The sequence below is a fragment of the Pseudomonas sp. LH1G9 genome (assembly GCF_002949975.1).
Lineage (GTDB): Bacteria > Pseudomonadota > Gammaproteobacteria > Pseudomonadales > Pseudomonadaceae > Aquipseudomonas > Aquipseudomonas veronii.
In genome coordinates, this window is sequence record NZ_CP026880.1 from 1,018,946 (window position 1) to 1,035,019 (window position 16,074).

Below are 16,074 nucleotides of genomic sequence, written 5' to 3' on the forward strand. Positions count from 1 at the left end.
TACCCAGGGCATACAGGCCGAGCGCCTGTATGCCCTTTTTGCATTATGGCGTCAGCGCCAGTTTCAACGGCACGCGTGCCATGCTCTCGGGCGGTGGCGAATGTGCGAGTTTTTGCTCCAATAGGCGAGCCCTCGATAGGACGGGCTCAGGCGTGAACATTCAAATCAGCGGGTCCCAGCGTTGTGACCAGTCGCTTTCCGCCTTGACCACACCGCGCAGCAACTCCAGCGCCTGCTGCAACACGGCCGAATCCCGCGCCCGTGAGTACACCAGGAACGTCGGGAAGCTGAACTCCGGCGCCTTGGGCGCGCGTTGCATCACGCCGCTGTCGAGGTAGCTTTGCACCACTCGGGTACGGAAATATCCGGCACCGCCGTTCTCCAGAATGTATTGCAGCGCCAAGGGCCCGAGGTTGAAACTCAGCGCGGCGCGGGCCTTGTCGGGCAGCGCGGCGTCATGCTGCTGGCGAAACCCCGGGCCCCAGTCGATATACACATACGGGCCCGGCTTGCTCACCAGTTGCACCAGGATCAGCTTTTCTTCCAGCACCTGCTCCACCTGCAAACCTGGCCAGTACTGCGGCTGGAACACCAGCGCGGCGTCGAGCACACCCAGTTCCAATTGGCGCAGCAGGTATTCGCCCTCACGGATTTCCGTGCGCAGCGCATAGCCTGGGATATGTTCGCGCAAGGCCTGGGCCCAGCCGAGCATCAACGGGTTGCACAGGCTGACCTCACCGCCGATATGCAGCACATTGCGATAGCCCTCGGGCAATGGCAGGTCGCGGCGCGCGGCTTCCCAGGTTTGCAGCAGTTGGTTGGCGTACACCACAAAGGCCTCGCCGTCGGCGGTCAGTCGCGCACCGGCGCGGTTGCGCACAAACAGCGTGCTGTCCAGCTGGCTTTCGAGGTTCTTCACGCGGGCGGTGATGGCGGTCTGGGTGACGTGCAGTTTCTCGGCCGCCGCGGCCAGGCTGCCGCAGCGGGTGATTTCGAGGAAAGTGCGTGCCAGTTCGATGTCCATGAAGCCCCCAGGGATGATTGGGGGCCTATTGTAGTGGAATGCGCTCAAGAACTGTGGGAGGGGGCTTGCTCCTGATTGCAGTGTGTCAGTTGACTGATCGGGTTCTGGCACACCCCCATCGGGAGCAAGCCCCCTCCCAGCGTTGGGTTGGATCTACGCTGTTCCGGTGATCGGGGCTGGCAGGGGGGCGGTAGGGAATGCTTTTGCATATGCCTGGCAAACCCGCAACACCGTCTCATCGGCAAACCGCGCCGCCACCACGTGCAACCCCACCGGCAAGCCATTCGCCGCCAACCCGCACGGCACCGACGCTGCCGGTTGCTGGGTCAGGTTGAAGGGGTAGGTGAACGGTGTCCACTCCATCCATTCGTGCATTCCGGAGCCTGGCGGCACGTTGTGCCCGGCCTCGAACGCGGTGATCGGCATCATCGGCGACACCAGCACATCGTAGTGCTCATGGAACGCCGCCATCCGCGCCACCAGGGCTGCCCGTGCTTCCAGGGCCGCGCTGAAATCGTCCAGGCTCAGGCCCTCGCCGCGTTGCGCGATACGCAGCAGGCCGGGGTCGAGCAGCTGTTTTTGCGCCGCGCTCATCGGGCCGGTCAGACGGGCCGCGCCGGCCGCCCATAAGGTGTTGAACACCTCCTGCGGGTCGCTGAAACCCGGGTCGATCTGTTCGACATGGGCGCCCAACTGCACCAGGCCCGCCACAGCCCGGGCGACCACTTTGGCCACCTGCGGGTCGACATCGACGTAGCCGAAGGTGGGGCTGTAGGCAATGCGCAGGCCCTTCAAATCCACGGTCTCCGACAACCAGGGCGTGGTCCTTGGTGCGCCGATCAAGCCGTCTCGCGCATCCGGTTGTGCGACGGTTTGCAGCATCAAGACGCTGTCTTCCACGGTGCGGGTCATCGGCCCCAGGTGCGACAGGATCGTCATCGAACTGGCCGGCCACTGCGGCACATAGCCGAAGGTCGGCTTGATCCCGAAGGTGCCGGTAAACGCACAGGGAATGCGGATCGAGCCGCCGGCATCGCTGCCTTGGTGCAACACCCCCAGGTTCAGCGCAGCCGCCGCGCCCGCGCCGCCGGAGGAACCGCCGGTGGTCATGCGCGTGTCCCACGGGTTGCGGGTGATGCCGTACAGCGGGTTGTCGGTGACGCCTTTCCAGCCGAATTCCGGGGTGGTGGTCTTGCCCAGCAGCACCGCACCGGCCTTGCGCATAAACGCCGGGAAGGGCGCGTCCACGTCCCACGGACCCTCGGCCGAGGTGGTGCGCGAGCCCTTGCGCGTGGGCATGCCGAGGGTCAGCGTGAGGTCCTTGATCGACGCCGGTACGCCATCCAGCGCACCGCAGGGTGCGCCTTTCAACCAGCGCGCTTGCGAGGCGCGTGCGGCGTTGAGTGCGCCCTCGGCATCGACATGGCAATAGGCGTTGACCAGCGGGTTATAGCGCTCGATGCGCAACAGCGCGTCTTCGGTGACTTCCACCGGCGACAAGCTTTTGTCACGAAAATGCTGCAGCAGTTGCACCGCCGTCAGTTGGCCGATCTCACTCATGCCTGATCCCCCTGTGCCGCATTGACCATGGCGCGCAGCAACACCGCGCAACCTGCCGCCAGATCATCTGGTGCGGCGTTCTCGATTTCGTTGTGGCTGATGCCGCCTTCGCATGGCACAAAAATCATCCCGGCCGGGCCCAATTCGGCGACGAAAATCGCGTCGTGCCCGGCGCCGCTGACGATGTCCATATGACTCAGGCCCAAGGCGTCGGCGGCGTCGCGCACGGCGTTGACGCAGGCCGGGTGGAAGTCCAGCGGCGGGAAGTCGGCGGTGGCGGTCAACTCGAACGTCAGGCCGTGGCGTGCAGCGCTGGCTTCGATCACGCCGCGCACTTCATCGACCATGGCCTGCAGCTTGTCGGCATGCAGATGGCGCAGGTCGATGGTCATCTGGACCTGGCCCGGAATCACATTGCGTGAGCCGGGGCGCAGGCTCAGGCAGCCGACCGTGCCGCAGGCGTGGGGTTGCTGTTGATGTGCGATGCGGTTGACCGCGCTGACCACCTCGGCGGCGCCGACCAGGGCGTCCTTGCGCAGGTGCATCGGCGTCGGGCCGGCGTGGGCCTCGACGCCGGTGAGGGTCAGGTCGAACCACTTCTGGCCCAGGCAGCCCATCACCACGCCGATGGTGGTGGCACGGTCTTCCAGCACCGGGCCTTGTTCGATATGCGCCTCGAAATACGCACCGACCGGATGGCCGAGCACCGCACGCGAACCGGCATAACCGATGCGCCGCAATTCGGCGCCCACCGACAGGCCCTGGTCGTCCTGCTTGTCCAAGGTGTCCTGCAAGTCGAACTTACCGGCGAACACCCCGGACCCCATCATGCACGGCGGGAAGCGCGAGCCTTCTTCATTGGTCCATACCACCACCTCGATCGGCGCTTCGGTGTCGATCTTCAAATCATTGAGGGTGCGGATCACTTCCAGGCCGGCCATCACCCCGAAGCAACCGTCGAACTTGCCGCCGGTGGGCTGGGTGTCGATGTGGCTGCCGGTCATCACCGGCGGCAGGGCTGGATTGCGCCCTGGGCGCCGGGCAAAAATATTGCCGATGGCGTCGACGCTGACACTGCACCCGGCCGCCTCGCACCACTGCACGAACAGGTCGCGGGCCTGGCGGTCGAGGTCGGTGAGGGCCAGACGGCACACGCCGCCTTTGACGGTGGCGCCAAGTCGGGCCAGGTCCATCAGCGATTGCCACAGGCGGTCGCGGTTGATCAGTGGGGCGTTGCTCTGGAGCGGTTGTGCAAAGCTATTCATCTTCGAACTCCGGTCAGGCACTCAGGGCCAGGTAGCGGTTCTTGATCGTCGGGTCGGCGCGGAAGGCTTGCGCGCTGCCCTCGTACACCACGCGGCCCTGTTCGAGCACGTAATGGCGGTCGGCGAGCTTGTCGCAGACCATCAGGTTCTGTTCCACCAGCAGCACCGGCAGGCCGTCGTCCTTGACCTTGCGCAGGATCTTCACCAACTCGTCGACGATCACCGGGGCCAGGCCTTCGGTGGGTTCGTCGAGGATCAGCAGCTTGGGATCGTTGAGCAGGGCGCGGGCGATGGCGAGCATCTGTTGCTCGCCGCCGGAGAGCGCGTGGCCGGCGTTTTTGCGTCGCTCCTTGAGGCGCGGGAACATGCCGTAGACGTCTTCGAGTTGCCAGCGGCTGCTCTTGCGCGCGGCGATGCGCAGGTTTTCCTCGACGGTGAGCAGGCGGAAGATCCCGCGGTTCTCCGGCACCAACGCCAACCCCTGGCGTGCGATTTCAAAGATCTTCTGGCCCACCAGCGCCTGGCCGTTGAAGTGGATCTGGCCCTGGCGCGGGCAGATGATGCCGAGGATGCTGCGCAGCGTGGTGGTCTTGCCGGCGCCGTTGCGGCCGAGCAGGGTCACCAGTTCGCCGGGGTTGACGGTCAGCGACACGCCTTCGAGCACGTGGCTCTTGTCGTAGTAGGAATGGATATTCTCGACGATCAGCATCAGGCAGCCTCCCCAAGATAAGCCGTTCGCACACGTTCATCGGCGCGCACGAATTCCGGCGTGCCTTCCACCAGGATCTGGCCGTGGCTCATCACCGTGATGCGCTGGCTGATGGACATGACGATGCTCATGTTGTGTTCGATCAGCAGCACCGTGTGGTCGCGGCCCAGGTCGCTGATCAGTTGAGTCATGATCGGGATGTCATCGATGCCCATGCCCGAGGTGGGCTCGTCGAGCATCAACAGTTTTGGCTTGGAACAGATCGACATGCCCACCTCCAGCACCCGTTGCTGGCCATGGGACAACTCGCCGGCCAGGGTCGCGGCGCGGGCCGTGAGTTGCAGGCGTTCGAGCACCTGGTCGGCCATCTCCAGGTGTTCGCGCTTGCTCTCGACCCGACGCCAGAAATTCAAGGCGCGCGCACCGTCGCGACCTTGGGCGGCCAGGCGCAGGTTTTCGCGCACGCTGAGGTTCTGGAACAGGCTGGTGAGCTGGAACGAACGCGCCATACCGAGGCCGACGCGGGCGTGGGCCGGTTTGCGCATCAGTGGCTGGCCGTCGAAATGGATCGCCCCGGCGGTGGCCTGGCGTTCGCCGGTCAGGCAGTGGAACAGGCTGGTCTTGCCCGCGCCGTTGGGGCCGATGATGGTGTGGATGGTGCCGGCCGCGACCTTCAGGTTGACGCCGTTGACCGCATGGAACGCGCCATAGGCCAGCTCCAGGTTCTTGGTTTCCAACAGGATGCTCATAGCCCTTGCTCCTTGGCGACGACGACGGCCTTGCGGCGGCCGCGTACTTTCTCGAACAGCGACGCCAGGCCGCCCCACAAACCACCGCGCATGAAGATCACCACCAGGATCAGGATCATCCCCAGCAACATCAGCCAGCGCGGCCACAGGTCGGAGAGGAAATCCCCCAGCAGCACGATGGAACCGGCGCCCAGCAACGAACCGAACAGCGAGCCGGTGCCGCCGACGATGGTCATGATCAGGATGTTCTCGGACATCGCCAGGTCGATATTCGACAGCGGCACAAAGTGCAGCAACATGGCGTACAGCGCCCCGGCAATCCCGGTGACCGCGCCGGACAGCACGAACACCAGGATCTTGAAGTGACGCGTGTCATAGCCGATGGCCGAGGCACGGGTTTCGTTTTCGCGGATCGCCATCAGCGTGCTGCCGAACGGCGAGGCGATGACGCGGCGTGCGCCGATAAAGATCAGCAGGAACAGCACCGCGACAAAACCGTAGAACGCGCGGGCGTCGGCCAACGACAGCAACACGCTGTCGCCGATGCGGATCTCCGGGCGCGGCACGCTGAGCAGGCCGTTGTCGCCGCCGGTCCAGTCGCTCAGGGTGTAGGCGACGAAATACGCCATCTGGCTGAACGCGAGCGTCAGCATGACGAAGTAGATGCCGGTGCGGCGGATCGCCAGGGCACCCACCAGCAGCGCCAGAAAGCCGCCGGCCACGGCGGCGCCGAGCAGTGCGCTGAACAGACCCAGTTGCAGGTGGATCATCAGCAGCGCCGCGCAGTACGCACCGGCACCAAAGAAGATGCCTTGGCCGAACGACAACAGCCCGGTGTAGCCGAGCAACAGGTTGCAGGCCAGGGCGGCCATGGCAAAGATCAGGATTTCGCTGGCCAGGGTCGCCGAGGGCAGGACCAGCGGCAGGCCGATCAGCACTGCCAGCACCCACAGCAACATCGCTTTGGATTGGGTCTTGGCGAACGGCAGGGGATTTTTCTCGCTCATGTCAGGCTCTCCCGAACAGGCCGTAGGGGCGGACCAGAATCACCACGGCCATCGCGCCGTAGATCATCAGGCTCGCACCCTGGGGCCAGAGTGTGGTCATCAGGCTTTGCACCACGCCCACCAGCAAACCGCCGACCAGCGCGCCGCTGAACGAGCCCATGCCGCCGATGACGACAACCACAAAGGCGATCCCGAGAATTTCCGGTCCGACAAAGGGCTGGGCACCGCGCAACGGCGCGAACAGTACGCCGGCCATGCCGGCCAGGCCGACGCCGAGGGCAAAGGTCATGGAGAACAGGCGGAAGATATTCGTGCCCAGCAGCGACACGGTTTCGGTGCTCTCACTGCCGGCGCGCACCAGTGCGCCGAAGCGTGTGCGTTCCAGCAGCAGCCACAGGCCCAGGCCCACCAGCCCGGAAAATACGATGAGGAACAGGCGGTAATAGGGATAGACGAAATCGCCCAGCACCAGCACCCCGCGCAGCAGTTCCGGCACGGCGACGCTTTTGCCCACCGGGCCCCAGATCATCACGCTGGCTTCCTGGATGATCAGCGCGATCCCCAGCGTCACCAGGATCTGGAACATGTGCGGCAAGTGATAAATCCGCTGGATCAGCAAGCGCTCGATCACCCACGCCAGCGCGGCCACCACCAGCGGTGCCAGCAGCAGCGCCAGCCAGAAGCTGCCGGTGAGGCTCACGGCGGTGTAGCAGATGTAGGCGCCCAGCAGGAAGAACGCACCGTGAGCGAAGTTGACGAAGTTGAGCAGGCCGAAAATGATCGTCAGCCCGACCGCGATCAGGAAGTAGATCATCCCCAGGCCAAGGCCATTGAGTATCTGGAACAGGTAAAGATTGAGCATGCAGGAACCCTCGGCAGGAAGCCGCTCGCGCGGCCCTGCGGTGCAAATAGTCAGGGGGTCAGCCGAGCGTGCAGCCCGTGGCCTCGACCGGCGGGAATGACTGGCCGGCGCTGAGCACCTTGGCCAGGTCGTCCTTGTCGGCCATGTCGGCGGCGGCCTTGCCGATCAGCAGGTAGTAATCCTTGATCACCTGGTGGTCGCCGGCACGGATCGACTCCTTGCCGGTGGGGCCCTCGAAACTCAGGCCCTGCATGGCCTTGGCCACGGTCGGCCCGTCGAAGCTGCCGGTGGCGATGATGGTGTCCAGCATGACCTTGGTGCTGATGTAGTCGGCGGCCAGCGGGTAAGTGGGGTTGATGCCGTACTTGGCCTGGGTCAGCTTGACCAGTTCGCGGTTGAGCGGGCTGTCGACCTGGTGCCAGTACTGCGCGCCGAGGTACACGCCTTCGAGCACATCGCTGCCCAGTTCCTGGAACTGGTCGAGGCCGGCAGACCACACCAGCAGCACTTTCATGCGCTCCTTGATGCCGAAGTTGACCGCCTGGCGCAGGGTGTTGGACGACTGGCTGCCGAAGTTGAGCAGCACCAGCACGTCGGGCTTGGTGGCGATGGCGTTGGTCAGGTAGCCGGAGAATTCCTGCTCCTGCAGCGAGTGGTAGCTGTTGCCGACGTGTTCCAGGCCATGTTCCTTGAGCACGTTTTTGGCGCCCTCGAGCAAGGCTTCGCCGAACACGTATTGCGGGGTGATGGTGTACCAGCGCTTGGCGTCCGGCAGCAGCTTGATCAGTGGCACCAGGGTTTCGCGGATCGCGCCGTAGGTCGGCACCGACCAGCGGAAGGTCGCGTGGTTGCAGTCTTTGCCGGTGACTTCATCGGCGCCCACCGGGGTCATGAACACGCCTCCGGCCTTGTCGACTTCCTTGGCCACTGCCAGCGCCGACGACGACAGGGTGCAGCCCTGGAAGAACCGCGCGCCGTCCTGCGCAATCGCTTCCTGCACCTTGCGCACCGCCTTGCCCGCGTTGCCTTCGGTGTCGATGACCTTGTAGTTCAGCGGGCGCCCAAGAATCTCGGGGTGCTGCGCCACCGCCAGGCGCGAACCCATGTCGGCGAACTTGCCATAACTGGCAAAGGCGCCAGACATGGACTTGAGGCCGTAAAAGGTAAAAGGCTCGGCGGCGAATGCCGAGCGCACGCTCAGCGGCAGGCTGAGGGCGGAGGCGAGGGTGAGGCTGGCTTTCAATAACGTACGACGCTGCATGGGGTGACTCCCTGGTTTAGTTATTGGCAGGAGCGGCAAGGGCGATACGGTGGAGCAGGGCCTGTGGGCAGGCATTTTTTATTGGGGTAACGCAGTGTGCGGGTTGGAATGCAGTCAACTGTGGGAGGGGCGGTGCGACGATTTGACTTGCTCCCGATAGCGATGTGTCAGTCGATATAACGGTGACTGTGCCGGCCTCATCGGGAGCAAGCTCCCTCCCACATTGGAGCTGGGGTGTTCTTAAGAGTGATCGAACTCCAGTAGAAAATGCGGGCTGACCTGGCCTTCGAGCGCGGTCATATGGTGTTCGGCGTCGCACATGTGTTCATGCATCAGGCTGCGCACCGCGCTTTCATCGCCGGCGCGAAAGGCGCTCAACAGTTGCTTGTGATAGTCGAGGTTGGCCGCGTCGAACTGCTTGCGCTTGGGCTTGTAGGCTTTTTTCAGCACCACCAGGTCGCGCAGCAGGTCGTTGAGAAACTGCGCCGTAAAGCTCAGCAGCGGGTTGGGGCAGGCCTTGGCGAGCAGGTTGTGGAACTCCAGTTCCGCCAGGCGTTGTTCGCGCTGGCCGGCCTCGCTGTCTTCCGGCGCGCTGCAAAAATCCACGTTGGCCTGCAGGGCCTGGTAGTCGTCTTCGCTCAGGCGCCCGAGCACCGACACCGCCAGTTCCACTTCGATGACCTTGCGCAACTGGTACACCTGTTCGCCATCCAGGTGCTGGAAGTGCAGGTAGTTGCGCAGTGCGCGGCTGGCCGGTTCGGTGCCGGCCTGGTTCAGGTAGGCTCCGCCACTCGGGCCGGTGCGCGTGCTGACCAGGCCTTCGACTTCCAGGGCCTTGAGCGCTTCGCGGGCCGAGCCCTTGGAGCACTGGAAGCTTTCCATCAGCTCGCGCTCGGTGGGCAGGCGGTCGCCGGGCTTCAAGGCGTCGGTGACGATGGAGCGCTTGACCGACTCGACAATCACGTCGGACAGCTTCTGGCGTTTGCGTCGTAGCGGGCGAGTGAGCATGGGGTCTATTTATCGTATTAATGCGGATAAATAGCACTTAATAACGATTGGGCCGTAGCGTCAACGCAGGGTGTCGTTTCTGGTGTGGAAAGGTCGCAAACGGAGACTCATTGCACAGTGGCATCCGTACACACCGTCGAGCGCGGCGGTTTGTTCCCATGCATCAGATAATCGCCCACCCACTGGTTCACACAGGCACTCACGCCGCTGAACGAAACCCCGTGGGCATAGGCGTTCTTCAGTTGTACGCGGCTCGCCGGGAAGGTGCGCTCGAAGGCCCAGGCGGCGCCGGTGGACGGGGTTTGGTCGTCGAACTCAGCCTGGACCATCAGCAGACTGTCGAGCCGGGCGAGTTCCTTGTACGGCAAGCCCCGGCTGTGTTTTTGCGGCCAGGTGGTGCATTGGCGCGCCTCGAGGGCGCTGCCGGCGACCGGGTACTTGGCGAGCGATTCGGTTTCTTTCTGTTGCCAGAGGTCTTCGTTGGAGTAGGTCGAGTCATTGCACAGGATCGCGGTTTTGACCGAGTCGGCGGCCGACATGCGCAACGGCCCGGGCTTGGGCACGTTGGCCTGCAAGGGTTCGCGCACGCGTTGCAGCAGCAGGCTGAACATCGACTTGGCGCGCTCTTCGATCACCGGGTCGGGGCTGAAGCGGTGTGCGCGGGCACGCGTTTCCAGCGCCAGGTCGTCGCCGTCGGGAGTGTCCCGCAGCCAGCGGCTGAGCACATGGGCGCCCATCAGGCCGGCGGGGTCGCTGTAGAAACGGTTGCTGGAACGCAGCGCGGTACGCACGCTGGGCAGCAGTTCCATGAACACACGGCGCACGGCGGCCGGCGTGTCGCCCAGCTGATACACGCCAGGGTCGAGGGCGGCGGCCTGGGCCACGAAGCGCTCGAAAATCTTCTCCTTTTCGCTGGCGACGATCACGCTGGCGTGCTCGAACGTTGAGGTCCAGTTGATGTTCGAGTCGAGCACCATGCGCCCCACGTTCGCCGGAAACAGGCCGCCGTACCAGGCGCCGAGCCAGGTGCCGTAGGCGTTGCCCAGGTAGTTGAACTGCAACTCGCCCAATTGCTTGCGCACAAATTCCAGGTCGCGGGCGGTTTGCTCGGTGGTGATGTAAGGCGTCAGCGGGTGGCTGGCGCAGGCTTGGGCGATCAACCGTGCATTCTGGCGCGCGGCGGCGAGGTTGGCCGCGCTGCGGTCTTCGCTGACGTCCGCTTGCGGCACGATCCGCGCGTCGGAGCGGCACTCCAGGCGTGAGCCCGGCAGCCGGCCCAGGCCCCGCGGGGTGACTTCGATCACATCATAGGTATCGGCCAACTGGCGGTAAGTGTCGCCCCAGTCGGGTTGCCGGGCGTAGTGCTTCCAGACGGTGGCCAGGTGTACGGCGAAGGCGCCGCCGGCGTCGAGCCCGGGGCCCCCCGGGTTGGCGAATATCGCGCCCTGGCGTGACAGCGGTAGTTTGGCGCCGACACGGGTGATGTCGAAGCTGATGCGACCGCGCTCTGGCGCCCCATGGTCCAGGGGCGCGGTGACGATGCCGCATTGGGTGCGTTCGATGACTTCCGGGTCTAGGCGTTCGAGCGTCGGCTGCGGGCAGTCCAGGAACCATTCGATGCCGAACGGCGAGCGCGGTGTTTCAGCGTAAGCGCCGGTGGGCGCCAGGGCTGCGACCAGCACCAGGCAACGGTAGGTGATTGCGCTTGCAGCTGGAAGGGGTTTCATCAGCGATCCTGGCCTGTCGTGTGAGAAAAAGAAGCCACTGTTGTGGCTGCTCATTCGGGACGACTTTTTTACCAAGGACCGTGGGGGGAAAAATGTAGGAGGACAAAACGGCGAGTGTACGAAATGCGACTTTCGTTTATCGGATGTCGGATTCCCAGCCGCCGCCCAAGGCTTTGTACAAGGCGATACTGGCTTGCAGGCGCGACAAGCGCAGTTGCACATTCAGGTCCTGGGCCGTGTACAGGGTGCGCTGGCTGTCCAGCACGCTCAGCCAGTCTTCGGCGCCCGCCTGGTAGCGGCTTTCGGCGATGCGCAAGGCGTTCTGCGCCGCCTGCAGCTCTTGCGTTTGCCATTGGCGCTGCTGGTCCAGGCGCGTGATGTTGCTGAGGGCTTTTTCCACATCGGCGAAACCGTTGATGATCGCCCCGCGATAGGTCTGCAGCAGCTCGTCCTGGCGCGCGCGGGCCTTGTCCCGTTCGGCGCTTAAACGGCCGTTGTTGAAGATCGGTGCGACCAGGCCGCCCGTCAGCGTGTAATACGGGCTGCGCAGGATCTCCACGGCTTTGCCGGCGTCGGAGCCGAAGGTCGCGCCGAGCGTCACCGCAGGCAGCATGGCCGCGCGGGCGACGCGAACATCCGCTTGCGCCGCCGCCAGTTCGGCTTCGGCCTTGGCCAGGTCGGGGCGCCGGCTCAGCAGTTGGCTGGGCACGCCCGGGCCGATGCGCGGCCAGGTGAGGGCCTGGAAGGGCTCGGTGCCCAGGTCCAGCGCCTGGACCGGCTGGCCGAGGAGGGCGGCGAGGGTGATCCGCGACTCTTGCGCCAGTTGTTGAATCAGCGGCAATTGCCGTTGCTGGCTGGCGACCAGGCTTTGCTGCTGGGCCAGTTCCAGGGCCGTGGCGGAACCGGCGTCGTAGCGGGTCTGCACCAGTTCCAGCACATTGCGTGCATTCGCCAGGTTCAACTCGGCGATCTGCTCGCGCTGGCGTGCGGCGAGGGTTTGCGCGTAGCGGTCGGCGACGTTGCTGAGCAGGGTCAGTTCCACGGTAGCCTGGTCCGACGCGCTGGCCCGCAGGCTGTGCAGGGCGCTGTCTCGCGCGGCCGCGCGGCCGCCCCAGAAATCCACTTCATAACTGGCGCTGAGGTTGGCGCCGAAGCTGTTGACCGTGTCATTGCTTTGCGTCGCGTCCAGGTCCGGCCCGCCCTGGCCGCGCAGTAACTTCTGATGGCTGGTGGACAGGTTGAACTTCACTTCCGGCAACAGCGGCGCGCCGGCGATCACTGCCGTGGCTTGGGCCTGGCGCACCCGTGCGACGGCGGCCGCCACGTCAAAACTGTCACGGCGCGCCTGTTCGATCAGGCGGTTCAGTTGCGGGCTGCCGAATTGCGTCCACCAGCGCTGATTGTTGAGTTGGGCGGCGTCACGCTCGGCGTACTGCCAGGCGGTCGGTGCTGCCACGCCGCTGTCGACGGCGGGCAGGCTGGCGGCACAGGCATTGAGCAGCAGGCACAGGCCGAGTACGCACACGGGGGAGGCGGGGGATCGTTTATTCACTGGTCAACGCCTTAACCGGATCGAGCCGGGCAGCTTTACGGGCCGGCATAAAGCCGAATACGACGCCAGTGACCAGTGCGCAGCCAAACGCGCCGAGCACCGCCACCAGGGAAAACTGCACTGCGACCTTGGCCAGCATCAGCACGCCGCCGACCAGCAGCGCCAGGCCGATACCGCACAGGCCGCCAACCACCGAGAGCATCAGCGCCTCGGTCAGGAACTGGCGCAGGATGTCGCGCTGGCGCGCGCCGGTGGCCATGCGGATACCGATTTCGCGGGTGCGTTCGCGCACGGTCATCAACATGATGTTCATCACCCCGATGCCGCCCACCAGCAGCGAAATCGCGGCGATCGAACCGAGCATCAGCGACAGCGTGTTTTGTGTGCGCGCCTCGGCCTGGATCATTGCCGCGTTGTTGGTCAGTTGGTAGTCACGCTTGCCGTTATGCAGGCGCAGCATCAGTTGGTCGATGGCGTGTTCGGCTTCCCGCACCTTGCGCGCATCGGCGGCGGCAATCACCACGTATTCGGGGTTGTACGTGCCGAACAGGCGCACGCTGGCGGCGGTGTAGGGAATGGCCACGCGGTCGTCGCTGTCTTTGTTACCGGAGCTGGAGCCCTTTTCCGCGAGCACGCCGATCACCTGGAAAGGCACGTTTTCGATGAGGATGTATTGGCCGATCGGGCTGACCTGCTTGAACAGTTTCTCGCGGATGCGGTGGCCGATCACCGCGACCGTGGCACCGGCGCGCTCGTCGGCTTCGGTGAAATAGCTGCCCTCGACCACCGGCCAGTTGAAGATCTGCGGAAAGTTGACGTCGTTGCCGCCCACATAGGCCAGGTAATCCAGGTTGCCGTAGCGGATGCCAGCGTCGCTGCCGTTGACCGGCATGATCCGCTTGATCTGCGGCAGCGTCGCCAATGCCGCGACATCGTTGAGGGTCACGATGCCCAGCGGCGTGCGCGGGTTGGGCGAGGAGCCGCTGAGGTAGAGGATGTTGGAACCGAATGCGCCCATCTGTGCCATGACCTGGCGCTTGCTGCCTTCGCCCACCGCCAGCATCACCACCACCGAGGCCACGCCGATGATGATCCCGAGCAGGGTCAGGGCGGTGCGGAAGCGGTTGATCCACATCACGCGCCAGGCGGCCTGCACTGCGTCGAGCAGTTCGGCTTTCCACGCGCCGTTGTGCTCGGCGCCTTCGGCCAGGCGCTGGCGCAGGTCGACGGCTTGCAGCGTCGCGCTGTCGGCGCTGGCCGGGCGGTGGCGGGGGCTGTCGGCCGAGTCGCTGATGATCAGGCCGTCGCGAATTTCGATGATGCGGTTGGCCCGCGCCGCCACGTCGCGGTCGTGGGTGATCAGGATCACCACGTGGCCCTGGCTGGCCAGTTCGTCGAGCAGGCGCATCACCTCGGCGCCGCTGTGGCTGTCGAGGGCGCCGGTGGGCTCGTCGGCGAGGATGATATGCCCGCCGTTCATCAGCGCGCGGGCGATGGAGACCCGTTGCTGCTGGCCGCCGGACAGTTGATGCGGACGGTTGCCAGTGCGGTCGGCCAGGCCCAGGCGCGTGAGCAGGGCCCTGGCGCGGGCGTGGCGTTCGGCGGCGCTGATGCCGGCGTAGATCGCCGGCATTTCGACGTTTTCCTGGGCCGACGCCGACGGGATCAAGTGGTAGCCCTGGAACACAAAGCCGAAGGCTTCGCGGCGCAGCCAGGCCAGTGCGTCGCTGTCCAGGTGCGCGACGTTTTCGCCGGCGAACAGGTAGTCGCCGGCGGTGGGGCGGTCGAGGCAGCCGAGGATGTTCATCAGCGTGGATTTGCCGGAACCCGAGGCGCCGACGATGGCGACGAATTCCCCGGCATGGATCGACAGGTCGACGCCGCGCAATACGTCGACCTGCGGGCTGTCGCCGCCGCCGTAGGATTTGCGGATGTGCTTGAGTTCGATCAGGGGCGTGCTCAATTCAACCCCCCGCTGCCGGCGCCCGGCCCGATCAGCAGGTGATCGCCTTCGCTGAGGCCTTCCAACACTTCGACGCGCAGGCGGTCGCTGATACCCAGGCGCACGACGCGCTCTTCGATGCGGCCGTTCTCCGCGACCACGCGGGCGGTCTGCCGGTCGGCGCTGGTGCTGTCTTGCAGGGCGGCGACCGGCGCGGTGAGCGCATCCTTGACCTGGCCGGCGACGAAAAACACCTGGGTGGTCATTTCGGCCATCAAGGCGTTGTCGCTGTTGTCCACGTCCAGCAGCACGGTGTACAGCACCACGCGGCCGCTGCCGCTTTTGTTCGAACTGCTGGGGCTGCCGCTGCCCTGGGTTTCGTTCAGCGGCTTGGGCGGGATCGGCAGGATCTGCCGCACGCTGCTGGTCCAGCGGCGGTTGCCGCCGCTGAGGGTGGTGAAATAGGCGGTCATACCGGGTTTGACGTGGCCGATATCGGCTTCCGAGACCTCGGCCCACACGGTCATCGGTGACAACTTGGCGATGCGCAGGATCAGCGGCGTTTGCTGCTGGGCATTGAGGGTCTGGCCGACCCGTGCGTCCACCGCCACCACGGTGCCGGTCATCGGCGCATAGATGCGCGTATAGCCCAATTCCGCCTCGTCTCTGCGCAGGCTGGCCTGGGCCTGGAGAATCTGCGCCTGGAACATGTCGACCCGCGCCTGGGTGGCGCTCAGTTCGGACTTGGCGGTTTGCACGTCCTCTTCGCGGGTCGCGTTGCCGGCGGCCAGGCGCTGCTGGCGCTGGTACTTCTGGCGCGCCAGTGCGTGCTGGGCTTTCTGCTCCTGCAATTGGGCCTTGAGGTTTTCGATGGCGTAGCGGCTGGCGTCGAGCTTGGCTTTTTGCGTCGAGGGGTCGATCTCTACCAGCAACTGGCCTTCCTGCACCTGATCGCCGGCTTCGACATGGATCTTGCGGATCTGCCCGGACGCCTGGGCGCCCACATCCACATAGCGTCGCGGTTGCAGGGTGCCCAGGGCGGTGACGCTGTTTTCAATGTTGCCGCGGGTCACGGTAACGGTGGCCAGGTTGTCGCGCCCCGGCGGCTGCAATTGCCAGGCGGCGATGCCGATAACAGGGATCAGGCACGCCACAACCAGCAGGGCGTGTCGGGCAGGTCGAGGGCGTTTCATGGGTTGGTTCCAGCCAGGAAAGTTCGGACCGCAGTTGCGGGGGGCTGACAGTTAAACGAGAGCATGGCCCGAAGATTTAGGCTGTTTCACAAGTAGTTACAGTGCTGGCGAGTAAAAAAATTGCCCGCTGAAGCAAGTCTTCTTTAAAAGTAGATGAGAATTACTATAAATTGCACTTACCCAAACTGCCATCACTCATGGCTGTCTTTTTAAGC

13 protein-coding genes are annotated in these 16,074 nt (G+C 64.8%); all 13 read right to left on the reverse strand.

The features are described from left to right. Positions 1 to 160: 160 nt before the first annotated feature. Positions 161 to 1,024: a LysR family transcriptional regulator gene (locus C5F70_RS04875; RefSeq protein WP_017847522.1), complete on the reverse strand. Its 864-nt coding sequence runs from the start codon at positions 1,022 to 1,024 to the stop codon at positions 161 to 163. 153 nt (positions 1,025 to 1,177) lie between these two features. Continuing rightward, positions 1,178 to 2,584: an amidase gene (locus C5F70_RS04880; RefSeq protein WP_104902819.1), complete on the reverse strand. Its 1,407-nt coding sequence runs from the start codon at positions 2,582 to 2,584 to the stop codon at positions 1,178 to 1,180. Beyond that, complete coding sequence (locus tag C5F70_RS04885) at positions 2,581 to 3,849, reverse strand: Zn-dependent hydrolase (protein ID WP_104902820.1); 1,269 nt, start codon at positions 3,847 to 3,849, stop codon at positions 2,581 to 2,583. The genes C5F70_RS04880 and C5F70_RS04885 overlap by 4 nt, the downstream gene beginning before the upstream one ends. A gap of 13 nt (positions 3,850 to 3,862) precedes the next feature. Next, complete coding sequence (locus tag C5F70_RS04890; RefSeq protein ID WP_017847519.1) at positions 3,863 to 4,558, reverse strand: ABC transporter ATP-binding protein; 696 nt, start codon at positions 4,556 to 4,558, stop codon at positions 3,863 to 3,865. Next, positions 4,558 to 5,307: an ABC transporter ATP-binding protein gene (locus C5F70_RS04895; RefSeq protein WP_017847518.1), complete on the reverse strand. Its 750-nt coding sequence runs from the start codon at positions 5,305 to 5,307 to the stop codon at positions 4,558 to 4,560. Before C5F70_RS04895 ends, C5F70_RS04890 begins: the two co-directional genes overlap by 1 nt. Then, positions 5,304 to 6,314, reverse strand: coding sequence for a branched-chain amino acid ABC transporter permease (locus tag C5F70_RS04900; RefSeq protein WP_017847517.1), 1,011 nt, complete (start codon positions 6,312 to 6,314; stop codon positions 5,304 to 5,306). The genes C5F70_RS04895 and C5F70_RS04900 overlap by 4 nt, the downstream gene beginning before the upstream one ends. Before the next feature lies 1 nt (position 6,315). Beyond that, positions 6,316 to 7,176: a branched-chain amino acid ABC transporter permease gene (locus C5F70_RS04905; protein ID WP_046382793.1), complete on the reverse strand. Its 861-nt coding sequence runs from the start codon at positions 7,174 to 7,176 to the stop codon at positions 6,316 to 6,318. Between the two features lie 58 nt (positions 7,177 to 7,234). Beyond that, positions 7,235 to 8,437 (reverse strand): ABC transporter substrate-binding protein, encoded by a 1,203-nt coding sequence (locus tag C5F70_RS04910; RefSeq protein WP_046382794.1) that lies wholly within the window; start codon positions 8,435 to 8,437, stop codon positions 7,235 to 7,237. 240 nt (positions 8,438 to 8,677) lie between these two features. Then, complete coding sequence (locus C5F70_RS04915) at positions 8,678 to 9,445, reverse strand: FadR/GntR family transcriptional regulator (protein WP_046382795.1); 768 nt, start codon at positions 9,443 to 9,445, stop codon at positions 8,678 to 8,680. Positions 9,446 to 9,552: 107 nt separating this feature from the next. Continuing rightward, positions 9,553 to 11,172 (reverse strand): alpha/beta fold hydrolase, encoded by a 1,620-nt coding sequence (locus C5F70_RS04920; protein WP_017847513.1) that lies wholly within the window; start codon positions 11,170 to 11,172, stop codon positions 9,553 to 9,555. A 136-nt stretch (positions 11,173 to 11,308) separates the two neighbouring features. Further along, positions 11,309 to 12,724 (reverse strand): efflux transporter outer membrane subunit, encoded by a 1,416-nt coding sequence (locus tag C5F70_RS04925; protein ID WP_104902821.1) that lies wholly within the window; start codon positions 12,722 to 12,724, stop codon positions 11,309 to 11,311. Beyond that, the gene (locus tag C5F70_RS04930) at positions 12,717 to 14,687 is read right to left on the reverse strand and encodes a MacB family efflux pump subunit (protein WP_104902822.1); all 1,971 of its coding nucleotides are present in this window, start codon (positions 14,685 to 14,687) and stop codon (positions 12,717 to 12,719) included. Before C5F70_RS04930 ends, C5F70_RS04925 begins: the two co-directional genes overlap by 8 nt. Next, the gene (locus tag C5F70_RS04935) at positions 14,684 to 15,859 is read right to left on the reverse strand and encodes an efflux RND transporter periplasmic adaptor subunit (protein WP_104902823.1); all 1,176 of its coding nucleotides are present in this window, start codon (positions 15,857 to 15,859) and stop codon (positions 14,684 to 14,686) included. Before C5F70_RS04935 ends, C5F70_RS04930 begins: the two co-directional genes overlap by 4 nt. Positions 15,860 to 16,074: the final 215 nt, after the last annotated feature.

What these genes read in the sequence shown, in the direction of transcription:
- C5F70_RS04875 (WP_017847522.1), bottom strand. Translation starts at nt 1,024, where the DNA reads ATGGACATCGAACTGGCACGCACTTTCCTCGAAATCACCCGCTGCGGC.
- C5F70_RS04880 (WP_104902819.1), bottom strand. Translation starts at nt 2,584, where the DNA reads ATGAGTGAGATCGGCCAACTGACGGCGGTGCAACTGCTGCAGCATTTT.
- C5F70_RS04885 (WP_104902820.1), bottom strand. Translation starts at nt 3,849, where the DNA reads ATGAATAGCTTTGCACAACCGCTCCAGAGCAACGCCCCACTGATCAAC.
- C5F70_RS04890 (WP_017847519.1), bottom strand. Translation starts at nt 4,558, where the DNA reads ATGCTGATCGTCGAGAATATCCATTCCTACTACGACAAGAGCCACGTG.
- C5F70_RS04895 (WP_017847518.1), bottom strand. Translation starts at nt 5,307, where the DNA reads ATGAGCATCCTGTTGGAAACCAAGAACCTGGAGCTGGCCTATGGCGCG.
- C5F70_RS04900 (WP_017847517.1), bottom strand. Translation starts at nt 6,314, where the DNA reads ATGAGCGAGAAAAATCCCCTGCCGTTCGCCAAGACCCAATCCAAAGCG.
- C5F70_RS04905 (WP_046382793.1), bottom strand. Translation starts at nt 7,176, where the DNA reads ATGCTCAATCTTTACCTGTTCCAGATACTCAATGGCCTTGGCCTGGGG.
- C5F70_RS04910 (WP_046382794.1), bottom strand. Translation starts at nt 8,437, where the DNA reads ATGCAGCGTCGTACGTTATTGAAAGCCAGCCTCACCCTCGCCTCCGCC.
- C5F70_RS04915 (WP_046382795.1), bottom strand. Translation starts at nt 9,445, where the DNA reads ATGCTCACTCGCCCGCTACGACGCAAACGCCAGAAGCTGTCCGACGTG.
- C5F70_RS04920 (WP_017847513.1), bottom strand. Translation starts at nt 11,172, where the DNA reads ATGAAACCCCTTCCAGCTGCAAGCGCAATCACCTACCGTTGCCTGGTG.
- C5F70_RS04935 (WP_104902823.1), bottom strand. Translation starts at nt 15,859, where the DNA reads ATGAAACGCCCTCGACCTGCCCGACACGCCCTGCTGGTTGTGGCGTGC.